The organism is Vreelandella neptunia (assembly GCF_000712975.1).
Classification (GTDB): Bacteria; Pseudomonadota; Gammaproteobacteria; order Pseudomonadales; family Halomonadaceae; genus Vreelandella; species Vreelandella qaidamensis.
In genome coordinates this window covers 551,964-577,327 of record NZ_JHQL01000002.1, presented here as the reverse complement: position 1 = coordinate 577,327, position 25,364 = coordinate 551,964, and the positions used below count along the sequence as shown (strand labels likewise).

The 25,364-nt window shown below is 54.5% G+C and carries 26 protein-coding genes and 1 tRNA gene; 14 read left to right on the top strand and 13 right to left on the bottom strand.

Annotated features, from left to right (window positions below):
- Positions 1–16: 16 nt before the first annotated feature.
- Together CR46_RS0107370 and CR46_RS0107365 are read left to right on the top strand one after the other, a co-directional pair.
- On the top strand, positions 17–697 hold the full coding sequence (locus CR46_RS0107370; protein WP_030071433.1) for a BamJ family beta-barrel-assembly machinery protein: 681 nt from the start codon (positions 17–19) through the stop codon (positions 695–697).
- A complete protein-coding gene (locus tag CR46_RS0107365; protein ID WP_030071431.1) occupies positions 698–1,747 on the top strand; it encodes an alpha/beta hydrolase family protein in 1,050 nt (349 codons plus the stop codon). It abuts the gene before it with no gap.
- A 41-nt stretch (positions 1,748–1,788) separates the two neighbouring features.
- Here CR46_RS0107365 and CR46_RS0107360 read toward each other — a convergent pair whose 3' ends face one another.
- Together CR46_RS0107360 and CR46_RS0107355 are read right to left on the bottom strand one after the other, a co-directional pair.
- A complete protein-coding gene (locus CR46_RS0107360) occupies positions 1,789–2,397 on the bottom strand; it encodes an SCO family protein (protein WP_030071429.1) in 609 nt (202 codons plus the stop codon).
- 5 nt (positions 2,398–2,402) lie between these two features.
- Positions 2,403–2,906, bottom strand: a complete 504-nt coding sequence (locus tag CR46_RS0107355) for a hypothetical protein (protein ID WP_030071427.1) — start codon at positions 2,904–2,906, stop codon at positions 2,403–2,405.
- Between the two features lie 106 nt (positions 2,907–3,012).
- Between CR46_RS0107355 and CR46_RS0107350 the strand changes: the two genes are divergently transcribed.
- A complete protein-coding gene (locus CR46_RS0107350) occupies positions 3,013–3,927 on the top strand; it encodes an AEC family transporter (RefSeq protein WP_030071425.1) in 915 nt (304 codons plus the stop codon).
- 397 nt (positions 3,928–4,324) lie between these two features.
- A complete protein-coding gene (locus tag CR46_RS0107345) occupies positions 4,325–5,320 on the top strand; it encodes a 2-hydroxyacid dehydrogenase (RefSeq protein WP_030071423.1) in 996 nt (331 codons plus the stop codon).
- A gap of 50 nt (positions 5,321–5,370) precedes the next feature.
- Here the strand turns inward: CR46_RS0107345 and trmB are convergent, their stop codons facing one another.
- Genes trmB through thiS form a run of 3 tightly spaced genes read right to left on the bottom strand, consistent with a single transcriptional unit; the run spans position 5,371 to position 7,200 of the window.
- The gene (trmB, locus tag CR46_RS0107340) at positions 5,371–6,129 is read right to left on the bottom strand and encodes a tRNA (guanosine(46)-N7)-methyltransferase TrmB (RefSeq protein WP_030071420.1); all 759 of its coding nucleotides are present in this window, start codon (positions 6,127–6,129) and stop codon (positions 5,371–5,373) included.
- Between the two features lie 14 nt (positions 6,130–6,143).
- The gene (locus tag CR46_RS0107335) at positions 6,144–6,938 is read right to left on the bottom strand and encodes a thiazole synthase (RefSeq protein ID WP_030071418.1); all 795 of its coding nucleotides are present in this window, start codon (positions 6,936–6,938) and stop codon (positions 6,144–6,146) included.
- A gap of 40 nt (positions 6,939–6,978) precedes the next feature.
- Positions 6,979–7,200 carry a sulfur carrier protein ThiS gene (thiS, locus tag CR46_RS0107330; protein ID WP_030071417.1) on the bottom strand — a complete coding sequence of 74 codons (222 nt, stop codon included), beginning with the start codon at positions 7,198–7,200 and terminating at the stop codon, positions 6,979–6,981.
- 230 nt (positions 7,201–7,430) lie between these two features.
- Between thiS and CR46_RS0107325 the strand changes: the two genes are divergently transcribed.
- Entirely contained in the window at positions 7,431–7,808 is a 378-nt protein-coding gene (locus tag CR46_RS0107325) for a DUF423 domain-containing protein (protein ID WP_030071411.1), read from the top strand.
- Here the strand turns inward: CR46_RS0107325 and CR46_RS0107320 are convergent.
- Both CR46_RS0107320 and CR46_RS0107315 read right to left on the bottom strand, forming a co-directional pair.
- Entirely contained in the window at positions 7,805–8,239 is a 435-nt protein-coding gene (locus tag CR46_RS0107320; protein WP_030071408.1) for a PaaI family thioesterase, read from the bottom strand. The genes CR46_RS0107325 and CR46_RS0107320 overlap by 4 nt on opposite strands.
- A gap of 67 nt (positions 8,240–8,306) precedes the next feature.
- Positions 8,307–10,481 carry a malate synthase G gene (locus tag CR46_RS0107315; protein ID WP_030071406.1) on the bottom strand — a complete coding sequence of 725 codons (2,175 nt, stop codon included), beginning with the start codon at positions 10,479–10,481 and terminating at the stop codon, positions 8,307–8,309.
- Between the two features lie 206 nt (positions 10,482–10,687).
- Here CR46_RS0107315 and CR46_RS0107310 point away from each other — a divergent pair, with 206 nt between their 5' ends.
- Complete coding sequence (locus tag CR46_RS0107310; protein ID WP_030071404.1) at positions 10,688–11,656, top strand: alpha/beta hydrolase; 969 nt, start codon at positions 10,688–10,690, stop codon at positions 11,654–11,656.
- Here CR46_RS0107310 and CR46_RS0107305 read toward each other — a convergent pair.
- The 4 genes from CR46_RS0107305 to ispB all read right to left on the bottom strand — a co-directional run bounded on the left by CR46_RS0107305 (position 11,653) and on the right by ispB (position 15,566).
- Positions 11,653–13,161, bottom strand: a complete 1,509-nt coding sequence (locus CR46_RS0107305) for a YifB family Mg chelatase-like AAA ATPase (protein ID WP_030071402.1) — start codon at positions 13,159–13,161, stop codon at positions 11,653–11,655. The genes CR46_RS0107310 and CR46_RS0107305 overlap by 4 nt on opposite strands.
- Before the next feature lie 86 nt (positions 13,162–13,247).
- On the bottom strand, positions 13,248–14,138 hold the full coding sequence (locus CR46_RS0107300) for an ABC transporter substrate-binding protein (RefSeq protein WP_035536387.1): 891 nt from the start codon (positions 14,136–14,138) through the stop codon (positions 13,248–13,250).
- A gap of 220 nt (positions 14,139–14,358) precedes the next feature.
- Positions 14,359–14,435: transfer RNA gene (locus CR46_RS0107295), tRNA-Pro, on the bottom strand.
- Between the two features lie 126 nt (positions 14,436–14,561).
- Complete coding sequence (ispB, locus tag CR46_RS0107290; protein WP_030071398.1) at positions 14,562–15,566, bottom strand: octaprenyl diphosphate synthase; 1,005 nt, start codon at positions 15,564–15,566, stop codon at positions 14,562–14,564.
- Positions 15,567–15,850: 284 nt separating this feature from the next.
- On the opposite strand from ispB, the gene rplU reads away from it, so the two are divergent.
- The 4 genes from rplU to proB all read left to right on the top strand — a co-directional run bounded on the left by rplU (position 15,851) and on the right by proB (position 19,007).
- Positions 15,851–16,162, top strand: a complete 312-nt coding sequence (gene rplU, locus CR46_RS0107285) for a 50S ribosomal protein L21 (RefSeq protein WP_030071396.1) — start codon at positions 15,851–15,853, stop codon at positions 16,160–16,162.
- A 30-nt stretch (positions 16,163–16,192) separates the two neighbouring features.
- Positions 16,193–16,450 (top strand): 50S ribosomal protein L27, encoded by a 258-nt coding sequence (gene rpmA / locus CR46_RS0107280; protein WP_030071394.1) that lies wholly within the window; start codon positions 16,193–16,195, stop codon positions 16,448–16,450.
- A 141-nt stretch (positions 16,451–16,591) separates the two neighbouring features.
- Positions 16,592–17,785 carry an Obg family GTPase CgtA gene (gene cgtA / locus CR46_RS0107275; protein WP_030071393.1) on the top strand — a complete coding sequence of 398 codons (1,194 nt, stop codon included), beginning with the start codon at positions 16,592–16,594 and terminating at the stop codon, positions 17,783–17,785.
- 61 nt (positions 17,786–17,846) lie between these two features.
- Complete coding sequence (gene proB / locus CR46_RS0107270) at positions 17,847–19,007, top strand: glutamate 5-kinase (protein WP_232222360.1); 1,161 nt, start codon at positions 17,847–17,849, stop codon at positions 19,005–19,007.
- 28 nt (positions 19,008–19,035) lie between these two features.
- On the opposite strand, the gene CR46_RS0107265 is transcribed toward proB, so the two are convergent.
- Positions 19,036–20,025: a DUF1853 family protein gene (locus CR46_RS0107265; RefSeq protein ID WP_232222353.1), complete on the bottom strand. Its 990-nt coding sequence runs from the start codon at positions 20,023–20,025 to the stop codon at positions 19,036–19,038.
- Between the two features lie 193 nt (positions 20,026–20,218).
- Positions 20,219–20,695 (bottom strand): PepSY domain-containing protein, encoded by a 477-nt coding sequence (locus CR46_RS0107260; protein WP_030071387.1) that lies wholly within the window; start codon positions 20,693–20,695, stop codon positions 20,219–20,221.
- Positions 20,696–20,864: 169 nt separating this feature from the next.
- Between CR46_RS0107260 and CR46_RS0107255 the strand changes: the two genes are divergently transcribed.
- From CR46_RS0107255 to CR46_RS0107240, 4 genes are read left to right on the top strand one after another with little or no spacing between them, the layout of a single operon-like run.
- Positions 20,865–21,242 (top strand): PepSY domain-containing protein, encoded by a 378-nt coding sequence (locus CR46_RS0107255; protein WP_030071385.1) that lies wholly within the window; start codon positions 20,865–20,867, stop codon positions 21,240–21,242.
- A gap of 11 nt (positions 21,243–21,253) precedes the next feature.
- Positions 21,254–21,928, top strand: a complete 675-nt coding sequence (locus CR46_RS0107250) for a winged helix-turn-helix domain-containing protein (protein WP_030071383.1) — start codon at positions 21,254–21,256, stop codon at positions 21,926–21,928.
- The gene (locus CR46_RS0107245) at positions 21,925–23,289 is read left to right on the top strand and encodes a sensor histidine kinase (protein WP_030071380.1); all 1,365 of its coding nucleotides are present in this window, start codon (positions 21,925–21,927) and stop codon (positions 23,287–23,289) included. Before CR46_RS0107250 ends, CR46_RS0107245 begins: the two co-directional genes overlap by 4 nt.
- Before the next feature lie 33 nt (positions 23,290–23,322).
- Complete coding sequence (locus CR46_RS0107240) at positions 23,323–25,242, top strand: metallophosphoesterase family protein (RefSeq protein ID WP_030071378.1); 1,920 nt, start codon at positions 23,323–23,325, stop codon at positions 25,240–25,242.
- The last annotated feature ends 122 nt before the right edge of the window (positions 25,243–25,364 follow it).

The following is a 25,364-nucleotide window of genomic DNA, read 5'->3' as shown; positions in this document are numbered from 1 at the left end:
GATAAGGTTCTTTTTCATGAAAGCATTGTTTTCTTCAACCGCCCTGGCAAGTTTTTTACTGGTCGCTCCCTTTGCAGCCGCAGCCCCGGAAACTGACGAACAGCGCCTTGCTTATAGCTTAGGCGTCACCCTTGGCGAGAGCATGCAGGCAGATATTGAAGACCTCGACCTTGATGCGTTTACTGACGGTATGCGTGATGTTTTTGATGGCAATGAATTAGCGTTAAGTGAGGAAGAGATGATGGAAGCGCTGGTCGCTTTCCAAGAGCGCTCTATGGAAGAGCGTGAGCAAGAAGCTGCAGAAATTGCTCAGCTTAATTTAGAGGAAGGCCAAGCTTATCTGGCTGAAAACGCTGAGCGTGAAGAAGTTGAAGTAACGGAATCTGGTTTGCAGTATGAAGTGCTTGAGTCTGGCGATGGCGCAACGCCTGGTGCTGAAGACACCGTTGAAGTGAACTATGAAGGTATGCTGCTGGATGGCACCGTATTTGATAGCTCCTTCGAGCGTGGTCAGCCGGTGAGCTTCCAAGTCAATCAAGTTATTGAAGGTTGGCAAGAAGCCCTACAGCTGATGAGCGTTGGCGATAGCTGGATGTTATATATTCCCGCCGAGTTGGCTTACGGTGAAGCTGGTCAAGGCCCTATTGGCCCGAATGAAATGCTGACGTTCCGCGTTGAACTGTTAGGCGTCGAGTAAATGATACGTTCCGCCGCTTCTACCTCTTGCCTGTTTAGCGCGCTCTTACTGTTAGCCAGCACGGCTGTTCATGCTGAAGCAGAAGACATGCCGCAGGATTTGCCGGCACTGAGCGCAGCGAGTGACCATGCTAGCGTGGTCGGTGTCTCATCAGGTGGTTACATGGCTGCGCAGTTGGCGGTTGCTTGGCCGGAACGCTTTAGTGGCGTAGGCGTATTAGCGGCGGGTCCGTGGAGCTGCGCCCAAGGCGCACTTAGCTTAGCTCTTAACCAGTGCATGAACACTCGCCGTGGGCTGCCTTCCCTGGATGAACTAGATCGACGTCGCGAGCGATATGAGTCCCTCGAGCAGGTGGGTGAGCGTGATGCGCTAAGCCAGCTGCGTGCCTATGTATGGCATGGTGATGAAGATGACACGGTCTCCCCAGAGTTGGGACGTTTGTTGGCAGAGCAATGGCAGCGCTGGCTGGCATCGCCAGAACAGCTGCGTTTCGTAAGCAGTGAAAACACGGGCCACGGTTGGCCCATAAAACTGCCAAAGCAGGCTGGTGCTAGCCCCCAGGCGCTTGGCGGTTGTCGACAGGGTGGGGGAAGCCATCTGCTTGCCTGTGATGAAGACGTTGCCGGAGACATGCTTTCATGGCTATATCCTGAGCGTGATGCTGCTGCTAGCGAGGGCGAAGTGATCGCCTTTGATCAGTCAGAGTTTGCTGTTAAAGGCTTGGCTGACGTGGGTTATCTGTTTATTCCTGAAGCATGTGAGGCGGGCGGCTGCCCTGTCACTATAGCGCTGCATGGCTGTCAGATGAGCACGGACGCGATAGGCGATACGTTTATACGCCATAGCGGCTTAAATCGCTGGGCAGCAGACCATGGTCAAGTAGTGCTCTACCCGCAGGCTGAAAGCAGTATGGCCAACCCGCAGGGGTGCTGGGACTGGTGGGGCTTTGCCGAGAGCACTTGGCAACTCAATCCGCTGCATGACACACGGAGTGGCACTCAGGCTAGCGCATTAATGGCAATGCTTGAGCAGCTACAAAGCGCGCCTTAAACTCAGGCGCGTTGTTGGTATGGCGTTTGTTATATTGCTTACTAGCGGGCTAGCTCATTCTCTAGCGCTGACACTAATCCGTGTGGCGCTGGAGAGTAAAGTACTCTCTGTAAAATATCGCCGTCTCTGTTAACCAAAAAAAGCGATGCGCTGTGGTCAATGGTGTAGGCCATGGCGGAATCGGGTGCTTCCACACGCCGCCAAATAACGCCATAGCGCGCCGCGACGTCGTTAAGCTGCTCTTGACTACCTACTAAGCCGATAAATTGCTCGCCAAAGAACTGCATATACTCTTCCATGCGTGGCAGCGTATCGCGTTCAGGATCTACCGTTACCATGATTGGCACGACGCGCTCACGCTGAGTATCGCTTAGTTGGGCTAGCGCTTGGCGCTTAACAGCCTGATTCATCGGGCAAACGTCAGGGCAGTAAGTGTAGCCAAAGGAAACAATCGCAATATCACCTTCCTCTAGCTGAGACAGTGAAAAATCCCCCTGAGTAGACGGCATTTCTATGGGCCCTCCCGACACATCTCCCTCGTCAGGCTGGAAGGCAAACTGGTAAAGGCCGATAGCGGAAACGGTTAGCAGGGCAAATATAAGTAGTAGCCCTAGCCATAGTGATTTACGGTTAATGGGTTTAGCTGCCATGCGCATTAGCTCCTAATCACGTCGAAGTCGAACCAACTGCCCAGCTTGCCTTCTGGCGTCTCCAGGATAACCCGCGCCCGCCACGGCATCACGTCTTGCGTACAAATACCGACCTGCCCTTGGCCATGAAAGTGTCCTGGCGCTGTGGCGGTTAACGCAAAGCGGTGTAAGCCCATATCCATATCGCGACCAATAAAGTCGACTGTTACATGGCTGGGGTTGAGGCCCTCAACTTCGACATCCAGGGGCAGGATATCCAGTGCGTCGATTCGGCCATCGGCATCAACGGTCAGGGTTAAGCGGCCTTTATCTCCTAGAATCGCTGAGCAGGTGCTGGTGTGTAGATTGCAGTTGGCGTTTGGTGTAAACCAGGTGATATCACCATCATCGCGTAGCCAATTGGCGAACACGTACCACGTACAGGCAGCCAGTGCGATGCCAGTAATGAGGATAAGCACTTTAAGCGCAGGAAACCCCGTAAAGTAGGCAGGTTTAGGCAAATTCTTCATGGCAAAATGGTCACTACGCAGGCCGTAAGGTGGAAGTTGGTTTCATGGTAACAGTAATCGGACGGATGTCGCTGTGCTGGGATGTCGCAGTTAATAAGGAATCATAATGGAGAGCATTACTGGCGCACTTGGGCCACTGTTTTTATTGATTTTACTCGGTGCCGCTATTGGCTACTGCCGTTGGCCAAGTGCTGGTTTTTGGCCGCAGATGGAACGTCTGATCTACTTTGTGCTGTTTCCTGCGATGCTGATAAGTACGCTGGCGACTGCCGATGTCAGCCAAGTGCCGGTTGCTCGCTTAGCACTGGTACTGCTCGGCACAATGGGGATTTTTGGCCTAGTACTATGGCGCTTCCGTGGCTATTTGGGACTAACGCCTGCGGCTTTCACCTCGGTGTTTCAAGGTGCTGTGCGTTTTAATACCTATGTAGGCGTCGCAGGGGCCGCGGCACTGCATGGCAGTACAGGAGCTACTGTCGCGGCTGTAGCGGTAGCGCTTATGGTACCGGTAGTGAACGTGATGTGTGTCGCAAGCTTTGTGGCAGCAGGTACGCTGGGTAGTGCAAGCCTTGGACAAAGTGCTCTTGCGTTGGCTAAAAACCCGCTGATTTTAGCCTGCCTGGCGGGAGTAGGGCTTAATCTTTCAGGGGTTGGCTTGCCTGGTTGGAGCCAGGATACGGTAGGGCTGCTGGGTGCTGCAGCGCTGCCGCTAGGGCTAATTGCCGTGGGTGTGGCGCTGCGCCCTGCGGCATTGTTGCGCCTTGACCGTGGCGTGATAGCGACGAATAGCATCAAGCTGCTGCTGATGCCTGCGTTAGTACTGCTATTGGCTAACTTGGTGGGCCTGGAGCCTATCAGCCGTGACGTGGCGCTACTTTTTGCAGCGCTGCCTACCGCCACATCAGCTTATATTCTTGCTCGCCAACTAGGTGGTGATGCAGAGCTGATGGCGGCCATTATTACCGGTCAAACACTGCTTGCAATGCTAACACTACCGTTATGGTTGCAGCTGGTGGGGTAGTGTAAAAACACGAGTTTAAAAATAAATAAAAAGTATTCGCATTTGGGTTGACGGGGTAAATGAGAATGATTATATTGTGATGGTCAGCGTTTGATGAGACGCTGGCAACCAAGACAGCTACTTGGCAAAAATTAGCGCCAGTTTTCTGTCATGGTTTCTCCCTCTCATTGCTAGTCACGGTCTTTTGCCGCTCCCTTTGGAGCGGCTTTCTTTTTTCTAGCAATACTTTTTCCTAGCAGTACCTTTTTCTAGCAGTACCTTTCTTGTTTTTAGTGGCTGCTTTCTTTGACCCCGATGTCTATCTTCTTTGACCTCGATGTCTATCTCCTGCTCTGTTTCAGTAGATAATAGCCAAATTGCCTATGCTGAACTTCCTTCAAGAGCCAGGACTACTGCTATGCGCGTTGCTGTTTTTAGTGCTAAACCTTATGACCAAACCTTCCTTACCCGTGCCAATGCTGCGAATTGTCATGAACTCAGCTTTTTTGATGCGCGCTTGGTCGTCGATACGGCGCCGCTTGCGAAAGGGTTTGAGGGCGTCTGCGCCTTTGTAAATGACCACTTACATGCCGATGTGTTAGAGCAATTACACAACGGCGGTACACGCTTAGTGGCCCTGCGTTCAGCAGGGTTTAACCATGTTGACTTAGCCGCAGCCGAACGGTTGGGTATTACCGTGGTGCGGGTGCCCGCTTATTCTCCTCACGCGGTGGCTGAGCACGCGGTAGCGCTGGTGATGAGTCTTAATCGCATGACGTTTCGTGCCTACAACCGCGTGCGCGAGGGTAATTTCGCTCTGGATGGTCTGCTGGGGTTCGATTTGCACGGTAAAACCGTGGGCATCATTGGTACCGGACAGATTGGGTTGATCTTCGCTGATATCATGCATGGCTTTGGCTGCCGAGTAGTTGCCAACGATCCCTTTCCAAACCCAAATGCCAAGTCGTTTGTAGAGTATATGCCGTTGGCGTCGCTCTATGCCCAGGCGGATATTATCTCGCTGCACTGCCCGTTGACGCCTGAAACTGATCACCTGATTAATGCTGATGCCATCGCTCAGATGAAGCAAGGCGTGATGCTGATTAATACCGGGCGTGGGCGAGTGGTGGACACACAAGCGGTCATTGCGGGCTTAAAAAGCGGCCATATTGGTCGTCTGGGGTTAGATGTCTACGAAGAAGAAGAGCAACTGTTTTTCGAAGATCTCTCGGACAAGATGATTGATGACGATCAGTTTATGCGCCTAACAACCTTCCATAACGTGCTGATTACAGGGCATCAGGCATTTTTTACCGGTGAAGCGTTGACCAACATTGCCGAGACCACACTGGCAAATATTGATGCCTTTGAACGCGGTAGCGGTACGCTGCATCGCGTCGTTTACGATAAGTGAACATAAACGACGCTTAGCTTGCCGTTAATCGCTGCCTTTAATGGCTACTTTTAAACCTCACGGCGGTAGATTAAGTCCCATACGCCGTGGCCAAGCTTTTCGCCGCGGGCTTCAAATTTGGTGAGTGGGCGGAACTCAGGCCGTGGCACGTAGGGCGCTGTTTCTGAGCTAGCAGTATTGGCATAGCCGTGTGCAGCGTCCATCACCTCGGCCATCCACTCGGCGTAGGCTTCCCAGTCGGTTGCCATATGGAAAGTACCGCCGGGCTTTAAGCGCGTGCGAATCAGCTCAACAAACGCAGGCTGCACAATACGCCGCTTGTGGTGCTTCTTTTTTGGCCACGGGTCAGGGAAAAACAGCTGCAGGGTGGTCAATGAACCTTCCGGTAAGCACTGCTCAAGTACTGCTAGGGCATCTTCGCGATAAACGCGCAGGTTGGTTAGGCCGCGTTTATCTACCTCATCTAGCAGCTTGCCCACCCCTGGTGCGTGAACCTCAATGCCAATAAAGTCAGTATCCGGGTGGCGCTCGGCTTGCTCAATAAGTGAGTTGCCCATACCAAAGCCGATTTCTACCACCCGTGGTGCTTGGCGGCCAAACAGGGCGTCCAAGTCCTGGCGCCCATCGGCAATCGTCAGTCCTAAGCGTGGCCAAACGTCTTCCAAGCCACGGCTTTGCGCTGGCGTCATGCGTCCCGCGCGAATCACGTAGCTCTTAATTCCCCGCCGGTGTAATGGGGCATCAGCGTTTTCAGGGCCGGTGGTGGCGGTGTTAGCGCTGTTGGGCACGGTGTCGTTGGTATCGGTCATGGTATCTCTGTGTATCAGCCGTTAATCCGGCCTGCAAAAGGCGAAGAGGGGTCGGCGCTCTGGCGGCGTTGCATGCGGCCCGCTAAGAAGGCATCGCGGCCAGCTTCTACAGCCAATTTCATCGCGCGGGCCATACGCAGCGGGTCACGGGCGTGAGCAATCGCCGTGTTGAGCAGCACACCGTCACAACCTAGCTCCATTGCCATGGCGGCGTCAGATGCGGTGCCAATGCCCGCATCGACCAGCACAGGCACACTGCTTTGCTCAACAATCAGGCGTACATTATGCGGGTTTTGAATGCCGTGCCCTGAGCCAATCAGCGAGCCCAGCGGCATGATGGCGCAGCAGCCCATGGCTTCTAATTCACGTGCCACAATGGGGTCGTCGCTGGTGTACACCATGACATCAAAGCCGTCAGCCAGTAGTGTCTCAGCGGCTTTTAATGTCTCGACCACATTAGGGTAGAGCGTGTGATCGTCGCCGAGTACTTCTAGTTTGACCAGGTTATGACCGTCGAGTAGTTCACGCGCTAAGCGGCAGGTGCGTACAGCGTCTTTGGCGTTGTAGCAGCCTGCGGTGTTTGGCAGCAGCGTGTAGCGCTGAGGGGAAACGACATCGAGTAGATTAGGCGCGTCAGCATCCTGGCCTAAGTTGGTGCGCCGCACGGCAAAGGTGACAATTTCCGCGCCACTTTGGGCAATGGCTGCGCCGGTCTCGGTAAAGTCTTTGTACTTGCCAGTACCCACCAGCAGGCGGGAGCTGAACTCGCGTCCAGCAACGGTAAATGGTGTATCAGTTAGTGGCGTCATAGCGGTTCCTTGTGAAAGCAAAAACGGGTGACGGGCTGCGCTAGCCGCCGCCGATGGCGTGAACGACTTCAATCTGGTCGCCATTGGCTAAATGCGTTTGGGCAAGCTGGCTTTTGGGTACGATTTGTTCGTTAATTTCCACCGCAATGCGGCGCCCAGTCAGGCCTAATTGCTCGATCAGATCGGCGGCGCTAAGGCCGGCTGCCAGCGTATGTGGTTCGCCATTGAGTGTCAGTTGTATCGACTCATGAGGAGTGGACATAACGGTAAGTATTCCCAGTCGGTGAAGCAAATTATTGTCTATTGTAGCGGTTTCGTACCGCTCAAGGTACGTGACCGTGTTAATCAGCTTAGTGGCGTATCGATCGCGTATTTTGGGTACTTGTGATGCGTATTCATAGCAAATACTTATAGTAAGTACTTATAGTCAATAGTTATAAAAGGTAGTTATAAACAGTGGCTATAAACAGTAGCTATAAACAGGAGTAATGCATGCAGCGAGCAGACAAGCCCTGGTGGTGTTTAGTGGCACTCTCAGGCGCATTAATGGTGATATTAGGGGCTTATGCGGCTCACGGCTTAGCATCGCGTACCAGTGCTGCTATGGTCGACATCGTTGAAACCGGCGTGCGTTACCAAGCGTGGCATACGTTGGCCATGCTTGCGGTGCTGGTTTGGCGCAGCCAGGGTCCTCAGCCAGGGCAACAAATAGTGCTGGGGCTATGGGCAGTGGGTATCACAGCATTTTCAGGCTCGCTTTACCTAATGGCCCTCGTAGGGCTTAGCGTTGGTATTGTAACGCCCATCGGTGGTTTGCTGCTGATGGCAGGCTGGTTAGGCTTAGCCGTCACCGCATTGCTCAGTCGTTAGCGCGGTGGTTGGCCCGTTGGGCTGTCTGGCAGCGCATAGCTCGCGGTAATATGCGCAACCGGCTTAGTGTCATCGCTGACAGAAAAAATCTGCACTTCGCCTACCGCTAAACGGCGGCCTAGCTTGATAAGTTTGGCGTGAGCAACAATATCGTGTTCGCCAGAGGCCGCGCGTAAGAAGTGGCAATTTAAGTCGCTGGTGACTGCCATGGCTTCCGGGCCAATTTGCGCCAAAATGGCCACATACAGCGCTACATCGGCAAAGCCCATCATGGTCGGGCCAGACACGCGTGGGCCAGGGCGCAAATGCTCATAACCGACGGTTAAACGCATCGTGGCACACATTTCTCCAACGCTTTCAATTTTGCCCATCCGTTGGGGAAACACCTCATCTAAAAAGTGCTCAATCTGCTCGGCAGTCATTACGGTCATTATTATTGTCCTTTATAAAAAAGCCCCGAGGCGTGCGCCTCGAGGCTGATGATACCGTAAAACGGGTTTACTTCGCTTTATGCACCTGGCGCCATGCGTGGAGTAGCGGTTCGGTGTAGCCAGAAGGTTGTACACGACCCTTGAAAACTAGGTCAGAGGCTGCTTTAAAGGCAGTCGAGCCTTCGAAGTCGGCGCTCATGGCTGTGTAGGTGGGGTCGTCAGCGTTCTGCTTATCAACCACTTTAGCCATCCGCTTAAGCGTTTCTTCTACTCGTGGTGCATCGACAATGCCGTGGTGCAGCCAGTTGGCAATATGCTGGCTGGAAATGCGCAGGGTAGCGCGGTCTTCCATTAGGCCGACGTTATGAATGTCCGGTACTTTCGAGCAGCCTACGCCGTGTTCTACCCAGCGAACTACGTAACCAAGGATGCCCTGGCAGTTGTTATCCAGCTCTTGCTGAATCTCTTCATCCGACCAGTTGGCATTTTCGGCGACTGGCACGGTGAGCAAGTCATCTAAGAAGTCAGGCTCGCCCTGGGCTTCCAGCTCGCGCTGAACGTCCGTGACGTTGACTTGGTGGTAGTGAAGCGCATGCAGCGTCGCCGCCGTTGGTGAAGGTACCCATGCCGTGTTGGCACCCGCCTTGGGATGGCCAATCTTCTGCTCTAGCATATTGTGCATCAGATCCGGCATCGCCCACATGCCTTTACCAATTTGAGCACGGCCACGCAGGCCACAGGCTAAGCCTACCTGCACGTTGTTCTTCTCATAGGCGGTGATCCACGCAGCGCTCTTCATATCGCCTTTGCGAACCATCGGACCAGCTTCCATGGCGGTATGCATTTCATCACCGGTGCGGTCAAGGAAGCCGGTGTTGATGAACACAACCCGAGAAGCCGCTTCAGCAATACACGCCTTCAAGTTGACGGTAGTGCGACGCTCTTCATCCATAATGCCCATTTTCAGGGTGTCGCGGCTCATGCCTAGAATGTCTTCAACGCGACCAAACAACTCGTTGGCGAACGCTACTTCTTTTGGCCCGTGCATTTTCGGTTTAACGATATACACTGAGCCTGCGCGGGAGTTACGCGGCTGATCGGCGTCTTTCTTCAGGTCGTGTAGCGCCAGCAGCGAGGTCACTACCGCGTCTAAAATGCCTTCCGGCAGTTCGTTGCCGTTTTCGTCTAGAATGGCGGGTGTGGTCATTAGGTGACCCACGTTGCGCACGAACATCAGCGAACGACCCGGCAGTTTAACGGTGCTGCCATCAGTGGTTTGCCAAGTACGATCAGCGTGTAGCGTCCGCTTGAAGGTTTTGCCACCTTTGTCGATGTTCTCTTCCAGGTCGCCCTTCATCAGGCCAAGCCAGTTGCTATAAACACCGACTTTATCTTCAGAGTCGACGGCAGCAACGGAGTCTTCGCAATCCATAATGGCAGTCAGTGCTGCTTCCACTACCACGTCTTTCACGTGAGCGGGATCGGTTTTACCGATTGGGTGGCTGTCGTCGATCTGGATTTCAAGGTGCAGGCCGTTGTTGGCCAGTAGGATTGCTTCCGGCGCGGAAGCGTCGCCGTTAAAGCCGATCAGCTTGCCGGAGTCTTTTAGGCCGGTTTCACGACCGCCTTCCAGGCTAACCACCAAGTGGCCGTCACGAATAGTGTATTTCACCGCATCACGGTGAGAGCCTGTAGCCAGTGGGGCAGCACGATCAAGTACGCCACGGGCATAGGCGATAACTTTTTGACCACGTTTTGGGTTGAAGCTGGTGCCTTTTTCAGCGCCATCTTCTTCTGAAATCGCATCAGTGCCGTACAGGGCATCGTACAAGCTGCCCCAGCGAGCGTTAGCGGCGTTCAGTGCATAACGGGCATTGCTGACAGGTACCACCAGCTGTGGGCCTGCTTGGACAGCCACTTCGCGGTCTACGTTGGCAGTAGTGGTTTTAACGCTGTTCGGCGCATCCACTAGGTAACCGGCTTCTTTTAAGAAGCTGCGGTAAGCCGGCATATCGCTCACCGGGCCAGGGTTTTCACGGTGCCAAACATCCAGCTTCTCTTGAAGTGCGTCGCGCTCTTCAAGCAGTTGGCGGTTTTTCGGTGTCAGCTCATGGAACAGCGCGTCAACGCCGGCCCAGAAAGCGTTTTCGTCGACGCCAGTGCCCGGTAATGCCTGTTCATTGATGAAACGGTCCAGGTCTGCTGACACCTGTAAACGGTGACGCGTGATACGCTCGCTCATGGGGTTCTCCTGTGAAGGTGCCCGTGGGATATTATCGTGCCACGGTCAGGGTAAAGGTATATTTGTGGAAAATACTTCCACAACTGCGTGGGCATGTAAACAGCCTATACCCTAAAGCAGCAAAATGCTCGACCAAATGATGAGAGCGGCAATGGTCTCCGCTGTCATTCAGCCAATGGATAGGTGGCGTTCATGGAGAGACGTTGATGCATAATTTCCAACACCTGGAAGGGTTGTTTCGGCAAGCGGCAGGCGAATCATCGCTCTCTCGGCTTAGACCGGGTGACGCGCTAACAGACGCTGTGCACGACTATTTTCGCCACTACGGCTTAGAAACGCTCTTAAACGACACCAGCGAAGTGCACGCAGGTTTTATTGATACTGGACGATTTGCTCTTTGGTGCCAAGTCTGGAGCCCACCTGTTCCCACTGGCACCGCGTTTGTCATTCACGGCTACTTTGATCACTTAGGCCTTTATCGCCATTTGCTAGGTTGTCTGCTAGCCAAAGGTTGGCGGGTAGTATTGTGGGATCTTCCCGGTCATGGCCTTTCCAGCGGCCCACGGGCTGAAATTGAAGATTTTGACGACTATCAGCACTGTCTTGTGCATTTACAGTCGACCTTGCGAACCCTGGGAATGGCACCTATGCCGTGGTTAGGAGTGGGGCAGAGTACCGGGGCGGCGATATTAGCGACTGACGCGCTTACTCGCCGAGAGGCAGCAGGCTGGGCAGGTATTGTGCTGCTAGCACCCTTAGTGCGCCCTTGGCGTTGGAGCCAGGCAAGCTGGCTTCATCTAATTGCCAGCCCCTTTCTAAAAGAGCTGCCGCGTAAGTATCGGCCTAATTCAACGGATGAACAGTTCACCGCGTTTCTGCGTGATCAAGACCCACTGCAACCCGAGCGGTTGAGTGTTATGTGGATCACCGCAATGCGACGCTGGATGCCGCGTTTGCTAGCGTTGGAACCTAATCCGTTGCCCACACTGATTTTGCAGGGTGAGCAAGACCTAACCGTAGACTGGGAGTGGAACCTAGCGGTATTGGAAGAGAAATTTCCTAATGCCGAAATCCACCGCCACCCAGAAGCCCGACACCACTTAGTCAATGAAGCCGAGCCAATTCGACAAGTCTTGTTCGATGCTTTGGATAACTTTGTCGAGAATGTTCACTAGGCTCCCCTTAACAGCCTGTCTAGCTGCCGATAGCCGATGGCTTCGATAAAGTGCGGCTGGCTGGGCTTGGGTTCGCCTTGTAGGTCAGCCAGGGTGAGCGCGACCCGCAGCACGCGATGGTAAGCTCGGGCAGAGAGCTTAAGTTTTTCCAGTACCTCCGCTAACCACATGCGCTCTTCATCGCTTAGCGCGCAGGCGGCTTCTAGGGCTTTGCCACTTAGTTGGCTGTTGAGTGCGCCTCGCGCCATCTGCCGCTCACGGGCGGCCATCACCCGCTCGCGCACCGCACTGGAAGGTTCACCCTGAGTTTGGGCAGTAAGCTGTTCGGGTGGTAGAGCGGGCACTTCTACTTGCAGGTCAATGCGGTCTAATAGCGGGCCAGAAAGCCGTGCCTGGTAGCGTTGAATCTGGCTGGCGCTGCACTGACAGCGCTGGCGTGGGTCACCCAAATGGCCGCATGGGCAGGGGTTCATGGCGGCTACAAGCTGAAACCGTGCTGGGTAACGGCGCTCGTGACTGGCGCGAGATAAATGTATTTCCCCCGTTTCCAGTGGCTGCCGTAAAACTTCTAATACGTTGCGGGAAAATTCCGGCAGCTCGTCTAAAAACAGCACGCCGTGGTGAGCAAGGGAGATTTCCCCAGGTTTGGGCTTTGAGCCTCCTCCTACTAACGCGGCGGCGCTGGCGCTGTGGTGGGGTTGGCGAAATGGCCGCTGGCCCCAGTCTGCTTCCAGGGGCAGACCACATACCGAACGCACGGCAGCCACCTGCAGCGCATCGTCTTCGGAAAGCGGTGGCAGAATGCCCGGTAAGCGACTAGCGAGCATGGTCTTACCGGTGCCCGGTGGCCCTGCTAACAGCAAATTATGGCCACCAGCGGCCGCTACTTCCAACGCGCGGCGCGCTTGGTGCTGGCCGCGCACGTCGGCTAAGTCGGCCATGGGAGCCGTGGATCTCACCGAGGCAGACAGTTGGTGGGGCGGGATTTTCTCTTGCCCTAGCAAATGAGCAACGACCTGCCAAAGGGTGTCGGCTGGTAGAACGGGCAAATCACCCGCTAGAGCAGCTTCATCAGCGCAAGCGCGGGGAATAATCAGTACTTTATTGGCGCGCCGTGTGGCAAGTGCAAAAGGCAGTACGCCAGGCACGGCGCGTAGTTTGCCATCCAGCGCCAGTTCACCAGCGCACTCCATGCCTTCTAGCGCATCCACTGGGATTTGGCCGGAGGCGGCCAGAATGCCGAGCGCTATCGGTAAATCAAAACGACCGCCCTCTTTGGGCAGATCGGCGGGTGCAAGGTTGAGGGTAATACGTTTGGTGTTGGGGAAATCAAACCCAGCATTGATGAGCGCGCTGCGCACCCGCTCGCGGCTCTCTTTGACGGCGGTTTCTGGCAGACCCACCAGTGTTAGCCCAGGCAACCCATTAGCTAAATGGACCTCAACATGCACGGCGGGTGCTTCCAGCCCCACGCCGGCGCGTGTGGCCACAATGGCTAGTGTCATGGCGCTCCCTCGCTAGTTTTAAATTCCTGACGTAACCCTACGTTAACTGGAACGTTTAAAAATAGCGTGCACCCTGAAAGACAACCTTAGTTAACAATTAAATCAGTTATTTGAGTTGTGTCACGTGTCACAAGGGCAGCGGACAGTTCCCGAGCAAAGCGCTGGGCAGAAGGGAGTGCTCCAAAGCTCCAGACCGGCGGTAGGTGCAATAGCTGGGCGTTCTTTACACTGGGTAAATGCTGCCATAAACCGCTGCTTTCGAGCTGTGACGCAACGCCTTCAGGAAGCGGTTCGATGATGGCAAGCGTTGCCTCTGGGTAGCGGGCTAGGGCTTCAATCCCGACTAACGAAAAGCCCCAGGCGTTGGTCGGCTGATCCCAGGCGTTAGGCAGTGCTAGTTGCTCTAGGACAGCGTTGTAGAGGCTGCTTTCCCCAAACACTCGGACATGGCGGGCATCCATAAACTGCACTAGGAGTAATGGTGCGCTCTCGGGAAGCTGGCCTCGCAATTCAGTCATTAGAGCCCGAGTGTTGTTGATCAGCCTTTCTGCCTGGGCGTCACGGTCGGTTAGTTCACCCAGCTGGCGCGTCAGTGTTTGCATCTCCTGCCACGTATCGGTCTCCGGCGAATAGAGCGAAAAGGTGCTGACAGGCGCAATTCGCTCTAGTCGGGGTCTTAATCCGGCAAACATAGGAGATATCAGTATCTGTTTCGGAGGCGCTTGTGCTAGTAGTTCCAGGTTAGGCTGGGAACGTAACCCCATGTCAGTGGCGCTACTGGGTATCCGAGGCTCGCTGACCCAGGTGTGGTAATCGCTGTGCTGGGCAACGCTGCTGACAGGGGCATCTATTGCCAGTAATGTTTCTGCAATGGTCCAGTCAACGGTTGCCCACTGAGCATGGCTAACAGCCGATAACAGTAAGCCCACAACAAGTACAGCGCTGTGTAGGGTATGTCGTAGGGGAAAACGGCACATAGGATCCAAACCTGGCAGTAAGTGCGCTATTTAAACGAGTCTCTTTATCAATTGCAAATAGCAATACTTAAAAACGAGGCTAAGCTGGTGGCGGTCAAGAAAATCACGCGTGTTTGGCCGTTTGGAGCCTATTTGTCACTTAGGCGTGTCAACTAGAAAAAGCACAACCAAAAACGGCCACTAGCTGTATTAGCTAAGTGGCCGTTTTTGATAGTGTTCTTGGTCGGAATAGCAGGATTCGAACCTACGACCTCTGCCTCCCGAAGGCAGCGCTCTACCAAGCTGAGCTATATTCCGAAGGTTGTTGAAACAGTGCCGTTAAAAACGTGCCGAGCAGTGCTTAACAACGGAGCGAATCATACGCAGGCGAAGGGTTTTTTTCAAGTCTCTTTTTACGCGCTGCATTGCTTTGTAGTGCTGACTTTATGCTTTGCGATCAACCGCTAACCGGGCGATATTCGCCATGCTATCGCGGTAGGGGCTGGGCGGTAGGGCATCTAGTTCGGCCAGGGCTTTATCGGCCATCTCAACGGCTCGTGCGCGGGTGTACTCCAGCGCGCCGGTGGCGTTGATGATCTCAAGCACGTCGTCGAGCTGTTCCAGCCCGCCTTTGCGAATCACTTGGCGGATTAACTTGGCTTGTTCAGGCGTGCCGCGTTCCATGGCATGTATCAGTGGTAATGTCGGTTTGCCTTCTGCCAGGTCGTCGCCGACATTTTTGCCCATGGCCTCGGCATCGCCTTGGTAGTCCAGCAGGTCATCGATGAGCTGGAAGGCGAGGCCTAAATAGCGGCCGTAATACTGCAGGGCGCGCTCTTGCTCAGGGGTGGCATCGGCCAGCACGGCACCGCTGTGGGAGGCGGCTTCAAACAGCATCGCTGTTTTACCTTGAATGGTTTCAAAGTAATCCGCTTCAGAAATGCTCGGGTTACCGATATTGGTGAGCTGCAGTACTTCGCCTTCGGCAATCACGCAGGTTGCGCCGGACAGAATTGCCATAATGCGCATTGATCCTACGTCCACCATCATTTGGAATGAGCGCGAATAGAGGAAGTCACCCACCAGTACGGATGGTGCGTTACCCCAGGCATCGTTGGCGGTTTTTTTGCCACGCCGCATGTGCGACTCATCGACCACGTCGTCGTGCAGCAACGTCGAGGTGTGCATAAATTCGATCAGCGTGGCGAGGGTGATGTGTTTGTCGCCCTGATAGCCCAGTGATCGGGCCGCTAGCAGCACGAGCAAAGGACGCAGGCGCTTGCCGCCGCTTTCAATAATATATTGGCCGATGGTTTCTACCAGCGGCACCTTGGAATTCAACTGCGCAACAATGGTGCGGTTTACGGCGTCAAAGTCATCGGCCACCACGGCGTGCAGCGGTGAAGGCGTTGGGCTGGCAGGCGGGGTTTGAGAGACGTTGGCTGTCATGGGTTCCGTTCATCGCGGGGTGGGGTAGTTGGGGCCATGCTATGGGGCTGCCTGTGAGGCGTCAAGGTAGCGATAGGCGTTCGTGGCGCGGTGTATGATTGACAATGCCCTATAGTCTTGTGATAAGCAGTGATAGTCGCTATAATTCGCGACCCACTCATCATGCTCCCTGTCAGATGGCTGCCAAAAGGGGCGCCACTCGCAGCAGGTCGATAAGAGCGGAAGGCGATGAGCGTTGGTTACGCGGGGCGTAACCGGCATTAACGACAAGTCCGGAGAGCGACATGTACGCAGTTATTAAAAGCGGTGGCAAACAGTACCGCGTTCAAGAAGGTCAAACCCTCAAGCTCGAAAAAATCGAAGTCGCTACCGGCGAAACGATTGAGTTTGATGAAGTGCTGCTGGTTGCAGACGGCGATGACGTCAACGTTGGCGCGCCTTTAGTAAGCGGCGCTAAAGTGTCTGCTGAAATCGTTTCCCACGGCCGTGGCGATAAAGTAACGATCATCAAGTTCCGTCGCCGGAAGCACCATATGAAGCGTCAGGGCCACCGTCAGTGGTTCACTGAAGTCAAAATTACTGGAATTTCTGCGTAAGCAGCTGATTTCCTTTAGGAGGATTTTGCAATGGCACATAAAAAGGCAGCCGGCTCCACGCGTAACGGTCGCGATTCCGAGTCCAAACGCTTAGGTGTGAAACTCTTTGGTGGCCAAGCGGCAACTGCGGGTAACATCATCGTTCGTCAGCGTGGCACACGTTTTCATGCTGGCACTGGCGTTGGCTTAGGCCGTGATCACACGCTGTTCGCTTTGAACGACGGCTTCGTGAAGTTCGAGACCAAAGGTCCGAACAACCGTAAATTCGTTAGCATCGTTTCTGCCTAAGCAACACTTGTTGCGCAGGACGAAGATGACGAAATAAAAGCCCCGCCATGGCGGGGCTTTTTTGTCTTTTCGATCCCTTTTGCCCGTTACTAACGGGTGAGATATTGCAGTTAGGGCGGCGGAAGCGGCCGGGAGAATCCAATGCAGTTCGTCGATGAAGCCTCAATTATTGTTGAGGCAGGTAAAGGCGGCAATGGCTGTCTGAGCTTTCGCCGCGAAAAATATGTGCCCAAAGGTGGCCCCGATGGTGGCGATGGTGGCCATGGTGGCAGCGTCTACCTGATTGGTGACGATTCCCTAAACACCTTGATTGACTTCAAGTTTCAACGCTTTTACAAAGCTGAAAATGGCCAGGGCGGTATGGGCCGCCAGATGAGCGGTAAAGCCGGTGAAGACCTGCATGTGAAAGTGCCGGTGGGCACCACGGTGATCGATGAAGATACCCTTGAGGTGATCGCCGATGTCACCGATATCGGTCAGGTGGTATTAGTGGCCGAAGGTGGTCGTCGTGGTTTGGGTAATATTCACTTTAAATCTTCGACCAACCGTGCACCACGGCGCACCACGCCGGGCACCGAAGGCGACCGCCGCAACCTGCGCCTGGAAATGAAGGTCATGGCTGATGTCGGCCTGCTGGGCATGCCGAATGCAGGTAAGTCTACGCTGATCCGTTCGGTATCTGCGGCCAAACCCAAAGTAGCGAACTATCCGTTCACTACCCTAGTGCCTAACCTGGGTGTTGTGAAGCTGGGTATGCATGAGCACTTTGTGATGGCCGATGTGCCAGGGCTGATTGAAGGTGCTTCTGATGGCGCTGGCCTGGGGCTACGTTTCTTGAAGCACCTGACCCGTACGCGGCTACTGTTCCATGTGGTGGACGTGGCGCCGTTTGACGAGTCGGATCCGGTGGAGGCGGCCCAGGCGATTATTCACGAGCTAGGTCAGTTCTCTCCGGCGCTTTCTGAACGGCCGCGCTGGCTGGTACTGAACAAGTTCGATTTGCTGCCGGAAGAGGATCGCGAAGCTCGCGCCCAGGCAATCATTGACGCGCTGAACTGGGATGGCCCGGTGTTCCGTATTTCGGCCATCAGCAGCGACGGCACTGACAAGTTGGTACAGGCGGCGTACCGCTGGCTAACCGAGCAGCAGCGCTTGGAAAATGAAGATGAAGAAGCCCACGCCCGCGAGCAGGAAATGCGCCGCCGCATGGAAGAGGAGTCGGTGGCCCGTACCGAAGCGCGTCTTGGCCGTCGCCGTAAGCGTGACGACGACGATGAAAATGACGACGACTTTGACGATGATGATTACGATGTCGAAGTAGAGTACGCCCCGTAACCGATCCGTCGGCCGAATGGGGAGCGTCAGCAGGGTTGACGGATTTAATCGCGTGAGCGGGATGGCTTGGGAGAGTCGCGACGTGGAAAGCAATGAGCAGTTGCCCGGCCGTGAGGCGTTAAGCGGAGCCCGTCGGGTGGTGGTGAAAATTGGTAGCGCGCTGCTCACCAACGATGGTCGTGGTTTGGATGAGGCGGCCATTGGCGGCTGGGTTGACCAGATTGCCACGCTGCATCAGCAGGGCAAAGAGGTCGTGCTGGTCTCTTCTGGCGCAGTAGCCGCGGGCATGGTGCGCCTAGGATGGCAGGCGCGCCCTAGTGCCGTTCATGAGCTTCAGGCGGCCGCGGCGGTAGGCCAGAACGGCCTTACCCAGTGCTATGAGCAGCATTTTGCTCGCCACGGTATGTTAACGGCTCAGATTCTGCTTACTCACGATGACCTTTCTAACCGAAAGCGCTATCTCAACGCATTGTCGGCGCTGCGTACCTTGGTTGAGATGCGCGTGGTGCCGGTGATTAACGAAAACGATACCGTGGTCACCGACGAGATTCGCTTTGGCGATAACGATACGCTTGGCGCACTGGTGGCTAACCTGTTAGAAGCCGATGCGCTGCTGCTGCTCACCGATCAGGAAGGGCTGTTTGACGCTGACCCTCGTCACGATCCCAATGCTCAGATGATTGCTGAAGGCCGTGCCGACGACCCGCGCTTAGCCGCTGTGGCAGGCAGTGGCGGTGCTTTGGGGCGCGGTGGCATGAGCACCAAAATCCGTGCTGCACAGCTGGCTGCCCGCTCTGGCGCGGTCACGGTGATCGCGAGTGGCCGTCAGCCGGAGGTTATTTCCCGCATCATGGCAGGTGAAGCGTTGGGCACCCTGTTGCGCCCAGACCAAGCGCCCATTGCTGCTCGTAAGCGCTGGCTAGCAGGTCAGTTGCAGGTGCGTGGCACCTTGGTGCTGGATGCCGGGGCGGTGAATGTGCTGCGTGGCAAAGGCTCTAGCCTGTTGGCGGTGGGCGTACGTGACGTGCAGGGCAGCTTTAAGCGCGGTGATATGGTGCTGTGCGTGGATGAGCAGGGCGCACGCGTGGCCAAAGGGTTGGTTAACTACGGCGCGGATGAAGCCCGTCTGCTGGCGGGCCAGCCGAGCCATCAGATTGAAGCCATCCTGGGTTACGTGGAAGCTCATGAGCTGATCCATCGCGATAATTTGGTGGTTGTTTAACGAGATAGTTGCCTAACGAGATGGCTGTTTAACCGCGCGCACGGGGTGGTAGCGGCACTTGGCGTGGCCAGTCATTGGGGACAATGATAAGACGCTCCATTTGCTGTTTCTTTGTTTCTGCCTCCGAGTCGTAGAGCATCACCTGCTGTGGCCCGTAGCGTTCAATCAGCGGCATTACCATGGCCATTTCCTCGTTGGCTGGCTGAAAAGCTGCCTGTTGGGGTGGCGCCAGCCAGTGAGGTTTTTCTAACCACGCCATGTGTAATGACTCGCCTTTTTCGGCCGCAAGCGCTGGCCAATCGTTTAAATAACACCACTTACCACGCCGATGATCGACCGTTGCCCCGATGGGCGGTGGCATTGTCGTGTGCCAGGGATAAAACAACACGCCGGGCATGGCTAGGCGCTGTGTCAGCGGATAATGGGGTAGTGCATGGCCGAGATCTCTAGGGGATAGCCATTGGGCGATGATCGCTTGCGCGATGGCAGTGCTCGACATCGGCAACTGATGATGGCGAAGATGGCTGCATTTCAGTGCTAGGCTATCCAGCCCGCCAGGGCCAATCCAGCGGCTTTGGCTGGTGGCATCTCCAGGGCCTTCTGGTAGTCCAAGGTAGAACTTTATCGCTACTTCCAGATGGATAGGGTTGGGGTTATTCCGCGTTCGATAGAGCATGTCCAACTCGCCCAGGGTATTACGCCGTTGGGTAATGCGCAGGTTCTTGGCGAGCAGTCGAGTGTTAGGTGCGTTATCTAACATTAGGTGCCACAGTCGCTCATGGTAGTGCCCCATGCGCGTCGCCAGCTTGCCATCTAGCGCATTCACCAGTGTTGAAAGACTCGCCAACCAGTCATCAACTGAATCTACTAAGCCAAGCTCCTGGCGTGTTGGCCTGCCTGAATAGGTAATAGGTCCCGATAGTTCAATTACATCAGGCGTGACCAGCAACCACGCAAGGTCACGCAGTACTGCGTGTTCTAAACGGTCGCTTACGCCCTCGTCGGTGGTGGGTAGCAAAGGCATCTCCCTTGGTTACATACGTCTATGCTGAGAGTACGCATTAGGTGGCTAATGGCTATGTTATGCACATTACAATGCGACGTTAACAACGTCCTTTACAAGAAATCCTTTACAGTGCTAACACAAAAAAGCGGGCCGTGAAGGCCCGCATGATGTTTTGCGTTAGTTAATGCCGGATTGTGCTATTCAGTTAATCGCGGTCAATTTCGCTCACTTGAAAGGAGCCTTGGCGCAGACTGATTTCTAGTTCACGGCCATTTTCATCACGGCCTTCAACATCGATCATGCCGCTTTTATCAATGTCGATATCTTCAAATTCGACCATGCCTTCTTGGCTCGCTACTTCTAATGCCTGGCGGATATCATCTTCGCTCATGCCCCAGGCACCGGTAATTAGGCGCTCACGCTCTTCTTTTAGTGTTTCGCCACTATCGATAGAAAACTCAATGTCAGCGTACCATTCGTCGTCTAGCCAACCTTCTACCTCGGCGCGGCCACGACTTTTAATACTGATCTCTTCGTAATGGGTGAACCCATAGTCAGTGGCATGGGTTAGTACACTATCAATCTGATCAACGGGTAACGAGTCAGCTTGCACGCTACCTGCAGCTGCAGTGAGCAGCAACGCGGAGGCCGGAATCAGCAACATTTTTTTCATAGCGTTCATGTCAAATTCCTTCTTGGTTTGTTAAATGACTTGGTCTGTTGAATGAGACAGCATTCGCAGTAAGACAATGAAGTTATAACACCGCGGTTCTTTCCGTAAGCTGACAAAGCCGTTCATCTAACGTTCATGTTGCCTTTGGCATTCTAGTAGAATGAATAAAATGCCCCTCATGCCAACCCTTTCACATTATTGGCAGCGTCTGCCACACATGCGCTTGTGCAAGGTGGTACCTGTGTGCGTCGTTGCAACGGTGTTTGCCATTGCACTGGCCGGTAGTGCCGCCATTGCTGACCAGCACTGGGAAACGTTGCACAGTGAAGTGCGGCGCGGAGACGTCGTGCCCTTAGAGTCCATCCTAGATTGGTTGGAGGCTAATTATATCGGCGAAGTAATAGAAGTAGAGATAGAGCGTGAGGATGGCCATGTGGAGTATGAGATCAAGCTGCTGGGTGCTCAAAATCAAGTGGTTGAGTTTGAGTTTGATGGCCATAGCGGGCAGTTAATGAAAATAGAAGGTGTGCGCATTAATGAGATGCGCCGCCAATAAGGTAGCTATTCATGAAGTGTTTACTGGTAGAGGACGACCAGGCGCTCGCCCGCGAGCTTATTCAAGCGCTACGTGAGGGCGATTGGCTGGTAGAGCATGCTGAAAATGGTCAGGAAGCAGATTTTCTGGTGCGCACGGAAGCCTATGACACGGTAATTCTCGATGTGGGTCTGCCCGATGGTGAAGGCACGCGTTGGCTCTCTGCATGGCGTGAAGATGGTATTGATCTGCCAGTACTGATTTTAACGGCACGCGAGCGCTGGGCGGATAAAGCGGCGGGCTTTACCGCAGGGGCCGATGACTATGTGACGAAACCCTTTGAACCTGCCGAGGTTCTGTTTCGGCTGCGTGCTCTGGTGCGCCGTAGTCATGGTCATGCCCATCCCGTTCTGAAAGTGGGTGAATTACGCTTAGATACCCATACCCAGCATGTCACGTTGGCGGGCCGGCCGGTTAGCATCACTGCTCAGGAAACGCGTCTGCTCAGCTACTTAATGCATGCTGCTCCTCGCGTGGTTAGCCGCAGCGAGCTCTCTGAACATGTTTATGACCGTAATCATGAGCCCGACTCCAACGTAATTGATGTTCAAGTGAGCCGGTTGCGGCGTAAATTAGGTGCGTGGCGGATTGCCACGTTGCGTGGTCAGGGATATCGCTTACTGGCTGAAGAGCCCACCGGCGCATGAGGTCAGCAATTATCCGCTGGGCCCAACGTTGGTCGACCCGTTCGATTACGTTGCGTCTTCTGCTAGCGGTACTATTAATGGTGTTGCTAGCGTTGCCATTGGCGGGCTGCTTGCTCACCCATCATTATCGTACGTCAGCCATACATGCCTTTGATGAACGCTTGGAGACAACGCTGAATGTGATCATTGCGGGCGTTACCTTTGACCCGATCGACCAGCAGATAAGTTTCGATCGATCACTGGGTGATCCGCGTTTTGAACAGGTTTATTCCGGCTGGTATTGGCAAATTACCGACTATGACCACCTTACGAAAACGTCGCGCTCGCTGTGGGATCAGCGCCTACCGGTTATCGATAATAAAAACGTATCGGCTCGCACGTTGAGGGGCCCGCGAGGCCAGCAGTTGCGCATTGTCGAGCGAGACATTTATCTTGCCCCGTTGGAAACCCCGTTGCATGTTAGCGTTGCCGCCCGTGACAACGCGTTGCGAGAAGATATTCAGCAGTTTCAACAAGCTTTATGGCTAGGGCTGGGGGGCCTGGGTGCGCTGTTGCTAGGCGTGCTGGCATTGCAGGTGCGCTGGGGTTTGGCGCCGCTGCGGCGTATGAATGTTAATTTACTTGAGGTTGAGCAGGGGACGTCTGAACGGCTTGATACGCATCTACCCGATGAGCTAGCCATGCTGGCGGAGTCAATGAATGCCGTGCTTGCACGTGATCAGCGCTTAATTGAACGAAGCCGCCATACCGCAGGCAACCTTGCTCACGCGTTAAAAACCCCGCTGAGTGTTATGCGGCTACTGGTCAAGCAATTACCCAGCGAAAGCCGCGCTCATTGGGAGGTTGAGCTTTCGCGCATCGACAACGCGGTGCGCCACCACTTAGCGCGGGCATCCGCTGCTGGTGAGGGTGCGCGTTTCGCCCCTATTGCTGTGCAGAATACGCTGGCGGCGCTGATTGCTGGACTTACGCGTCTGGCGCAGCGACGTCATATTTGCCTGCGGCAAAACGTAGACAGCAGCATGCGCGTCCATATGGATGGGCAGGACCTTCAGGAAATCGTCGGTAACCTGTTAGACAACGCACTTCGCTGGGCGACAAGCGAGGTAAGCATTGGCTTGCAAGCCGATGGTCAAAGGCTGTTACTGCGGGTGAGTGATGACGGTCCGGGTATGTCTGCACAGGAGTGCCAAGCTGCCGTGCAGCGCGGGAAACGTCTCGATGAGCAACGTTCTGGTAGTGGGCTTGGTTTAGCCATCGTGACGGATCTTGTCGCGCTGTATCAAGGGCAAATGCACCTGCAACGCGCCGAAGCAGGTGGATTGGATGTGGTTATTGAGTTACCTGTAGTTGCTCGGTAGTCACTATGCATGACCTAACCAAGAGACAATGACATGACGCAAATCGCCAAGACATTGCCAGACGTGCTGGTGGGGCCACTGCTGCGCCGACTTTCGCCTTCGCGGCTAGTACTGTGGCTAGTCGCTTCGCGTCCGCTAACGATGCAGCTGGTACTTTACCCTGAGCAAATGGGTGCCCAGACGTACCCATTGGATAAGTCGCATCAATGTGTGGCGATTGGTCAGCACGCCTATATTCATTTTATTGACCTGAGTTTGCCGACCGCGCTGCCCACCGATGAGCGAATTGCCTACGACCTGCAGGTGCAGAATACGCAAGGCGAATGGCAACGCTTGCCGGATTGGGCTCCCTGGTTATGTCATGAAAGCGAGATGTACCCAGGCTTTGTATTGGCCTCTCGGCATCACCGGCTAATGCACGGTTCGTGCCGTAAGCCTCATCACAACAGCGCCGATGGCTTGGTGCGGGCAGATACATGGTTAGCCGAACGCCAATCAACTCCAGAAGAGTGGCCAGCTTGGCTGCTAATGACCGGAGACCAGGTCTACGTTGATGACGTTGCCGGCCCGATGCTGCGCGCCGTACACGCACTGATTGAGCGTTTGGGGTTGGTAGATGAGCAGTTGGAAGGAGCCACGGTAGATGATAGCCAAGCGCTTTATTCCGCCCGCGAAAGCTATTATCACCGTGAAGCGTTGTTACCGGATGTGACCAGTAATGCTGCGCTACGGGAGCGTTTCTTTGGCGGTGTTAAAAAGCCCGTATTTACCTCCGCCAATGCGCAAAACCACTTGATGACACTGGCGGAAATGCTCGCCATGTACTGCTTGGTATGGTCCCCAACGCCATGGCGACTCATTGCCGTTGCCCCCCCTGTACTGGGCAACAAAGAAACTGATGCCTACCAGCAAGAGCAGGTGGTGATTGATGACTTTGTTGCCGGGTTGCCTCAGTGTGCAAGGCTAATGGCTCACATTCCCAGTCTGATGATCTTTGATGACCACGATGTCACCGATGACTGGAACTTGACGGCTGACTGGGAGCGTTGTGCCTACGGCCATCCGTTTTCAAAGCGAATTATCGGCAATGCGTTAGTGGCTTATTTATTGTGCCAGGGATGGGGCAATGCGCCGGATAAGCTTAATCCGCTGTTGCTTCAAGCCTCGACACTCTTTGAAGGGGATGGCCCGCTTAATGCGAGCGTCCAGGATAATTTCATTGAGCGATTACTGCGCTTTCAGGGTTGGGAGTACCAGGTGCCTGGCACGCCTGCCCTAATTGTGCTGGATACGCGTACCCGCCGTTGGCGCAGCGAACGTAGCCCTAACCGCCCTTCGGGTTTAATGGACTGGGAAGCGTTGATGGAAATGCAGCAGGCGTTATTGGGTACTAAAAGCGCCGTTATCGTTTCTCCTGCCCCGATGTTTGGGGTCAAGCTGATAGAGATCATTCAAAAGCTATTTACCCTAGCGGGCAAGCCGTTGGTGGTGGACGCTGAAAACTGGATGGCGCATCGCGGGGCTGCCAATGTGCTACTGCATATTTGGCGACACTCAAAAACGCCAGGTAACTACGTGATTTTATCTGGCGACGTCCACTATTCGTTTGCCTACGATATTGTTGTACGCCGACAAAAGCAGGCACCACACCTTTGGCAAATCACCTCCAGTGGGATCAAAAATACGTTCCCCAAACAGCTGCTGAATACGTTCGACCGCTTGAACCGTTGGCTCTATGCGCCGTTATCGCCGCTCAACTGGTTTACCAAGCGCCGCAAGCTGAGCATTCATCCTCGCGACCCGGACCGGGCCAGCGCCGGAGAGCGGCTATGGAATGCTAGTGGGATTGGGCTGGTAAGCCTGGATGAGCAGGGCCACCCGACGGATATTCGCCAGCTAGACGTCGATGGCGGCGATGTGGTGTTTCCGCCCCCCGAGCTCTCTCGTTCTTAGTCGGCCGCTGTTGGTTGTCTTGTCATACAAACGACACAGAAATGTCGCACGATTGCTGCCCGAATGCTTTCCTGATGGAATTTTAAAAATCAGATGGAGCTATAAACATCAAAGGAACAGGC

Bases quoted from the DNA above. Each gene is read 5' to 3' on its own strand.
- CR46_RS0107370 (WP_030071433.1), top strand. From the start codon at position 17: ATGAAAGCATTGTTTTCTTCAACCGCCCTGGCAAGTTTTTTACTGGTC.
- CR46_RS0107365 (WP_030071431.1), top strand. From the start codon at position 698: ATGATACGTTCCGCCGCTTCTACCTCTTGCCTGTTTAGCGCGCTCTTA.
- CR46_RS0107360 (WP_030071429.1), bottom strand. From the start codon at position 2,397: ATGGCAGCTAAACCCATTAACCGTAAATCACTATGGCTAGGGCTACTA.
- CR46_RS0107355 (WP_030071427.1), bottom strand. From the start codon at position 2,906: ATGAAGAATTTGCCTAAACCTGCCTACTTTACGGGGTTTCCTGCGCTT.
- CR46_RS0107350 (WP_030071425.1), top strand. From the start codon at position 3,013: ATGGAGAGCATTACTGGCGCACTTGGGCCACTGTTTTTATTGATTTTA.
- CR46_RS0107345 (WP_030071423.1), top strand. From the start codon at position 4,325: ATGCGCGTTGCTGTTTTTAGTGCTAAACCTTATGACCAAACCTTCCTT.
- trmB (WP_030071420.1), bottom strand. From the start codon at position 6,129: ATGACCGATACCAACGACACCGTGCCCAACAGCGCTAACACCGCCACC.
- CR46_RS0107335 (WP_030071418.1), bottom strand. From the start codon at position 6,938: ATGACGCCACTAACTGATACACCATTTACCGTTGCTGGACGCGAGTTC.
- thiS (WP_030071417.1), bottom strand. From the start codon at position 7,200: ATGTCCACTCCTCATGAGTCGATACAACTGACACTCAATGGCGAACCA.
- CR46_RS0107325 (WP_030071411.1), top strand. From the start codon at position 7,431: ATGCAGCGAGCAGACAAGCCCTGGTGGTGTTTAGTGGCACTCTCAGGC.
- CR46_RS0107320 (WP_030071408.1), bottom strand. From the start codon at position 8,239: ATGACCGTAATGACTGCCGAGCAGATTGAGCACTTTTTAGATGAGGTG.
- CR46_RS0107315 (WP_030071406.1), bottom strand. From the start codon at position 10,481: ATGAGCGAGCGTATCACGCGTCACCGTTTACAGGTGTCAGCAGACCTG.
- CR46_RS0107310 (WP_030071404.1), top strand. From the start codon at position 10,688: ATGCATAATTTCCAACACCTGGAAGGGTTGTTTCGGCAAGCGGCAGGC.
- CR46_RS0107305 (WP_030071402.1), bottom strand. From the start codon at position 13,161: ATGACACTAGCCATTGTGGCCACACGCGCCGGCGTGGGGCTGGAAGCA.
- CR46_RS0107300 (WP_035536387.1), bottom strand. From the start codon at position 14,138: ATGTGCCGTTTTCCCCTACGACATACCCTACACAGCGCTGTACTTGTT.
- ispB (WP_030071398.1), bottom strand. From the start codon at position 15,566: ATGACAGCCAACGTCTCTCAAACCCCGCCTGCCAGCCCAACGCCTTCA.
- rplU (WP_030071396.1), top strand. From the start codon at position 15,851: ATGTACGCAGTTATTAAAAGCGGTGGCAAACAGTACCGCGTTCAAGAA.
- rpmA (WP_030071394.1), top strand. From the start codon at position 16,193: ATGGCACATAAAAAGGCAGCCGGCTCCACGCGTAACGGTCGCGATTCC.
- cgtA (WP_030071393.1), top strand. From the start codon at position 16,592: ATGCAGTTCGTCGATGAAGCCTCAATTATTGTTGAGGCAGGTAAAGGC.
- proB (WP_232222360.1), top strand. From the start codon at position 17,847: ATGGCTTGGGAGAGTCGCGACGTGGAAAGCAATGAGCAGTTGCCCGGC.
- CR46_RS0107260 (WP_030071387.1), bottom strand. From the start codon at position 20,695: ATGAACGCTATGAAAAAAATGTTGCTGATTCCGGCCTCCGCGTTGCTG.
- CR46_RS0107255 (WP_030071385.1), top strand. From the start codon at position 20,865: ATGCCAACCCTTTCACATTATTGGCAGCGTCTGCCACACATGCGCTTG.
- CR46_RS0107250 (WP_030071383.1), top strand. From the start codon at position 21,254: ATGAAGTGTTTACTGGTAGAGGACGACCAGGCGCTCGCCCGCGAGCTT.
- CR46_RS0107245 (WP_030071380.1), top strand. From the start codon at position 21,925: ATGAGGTCAGCAATTATCCGCTGGGCCCAACGTTGGTCGACCCGTTCG.
- CR46_RS0107240 (WP_030071378.1), top strand. From the start codon at position 23,323: ATGACGCAAATCGCCAAGACATTGCCAGACGTGCTGGTGGGGCCACTG.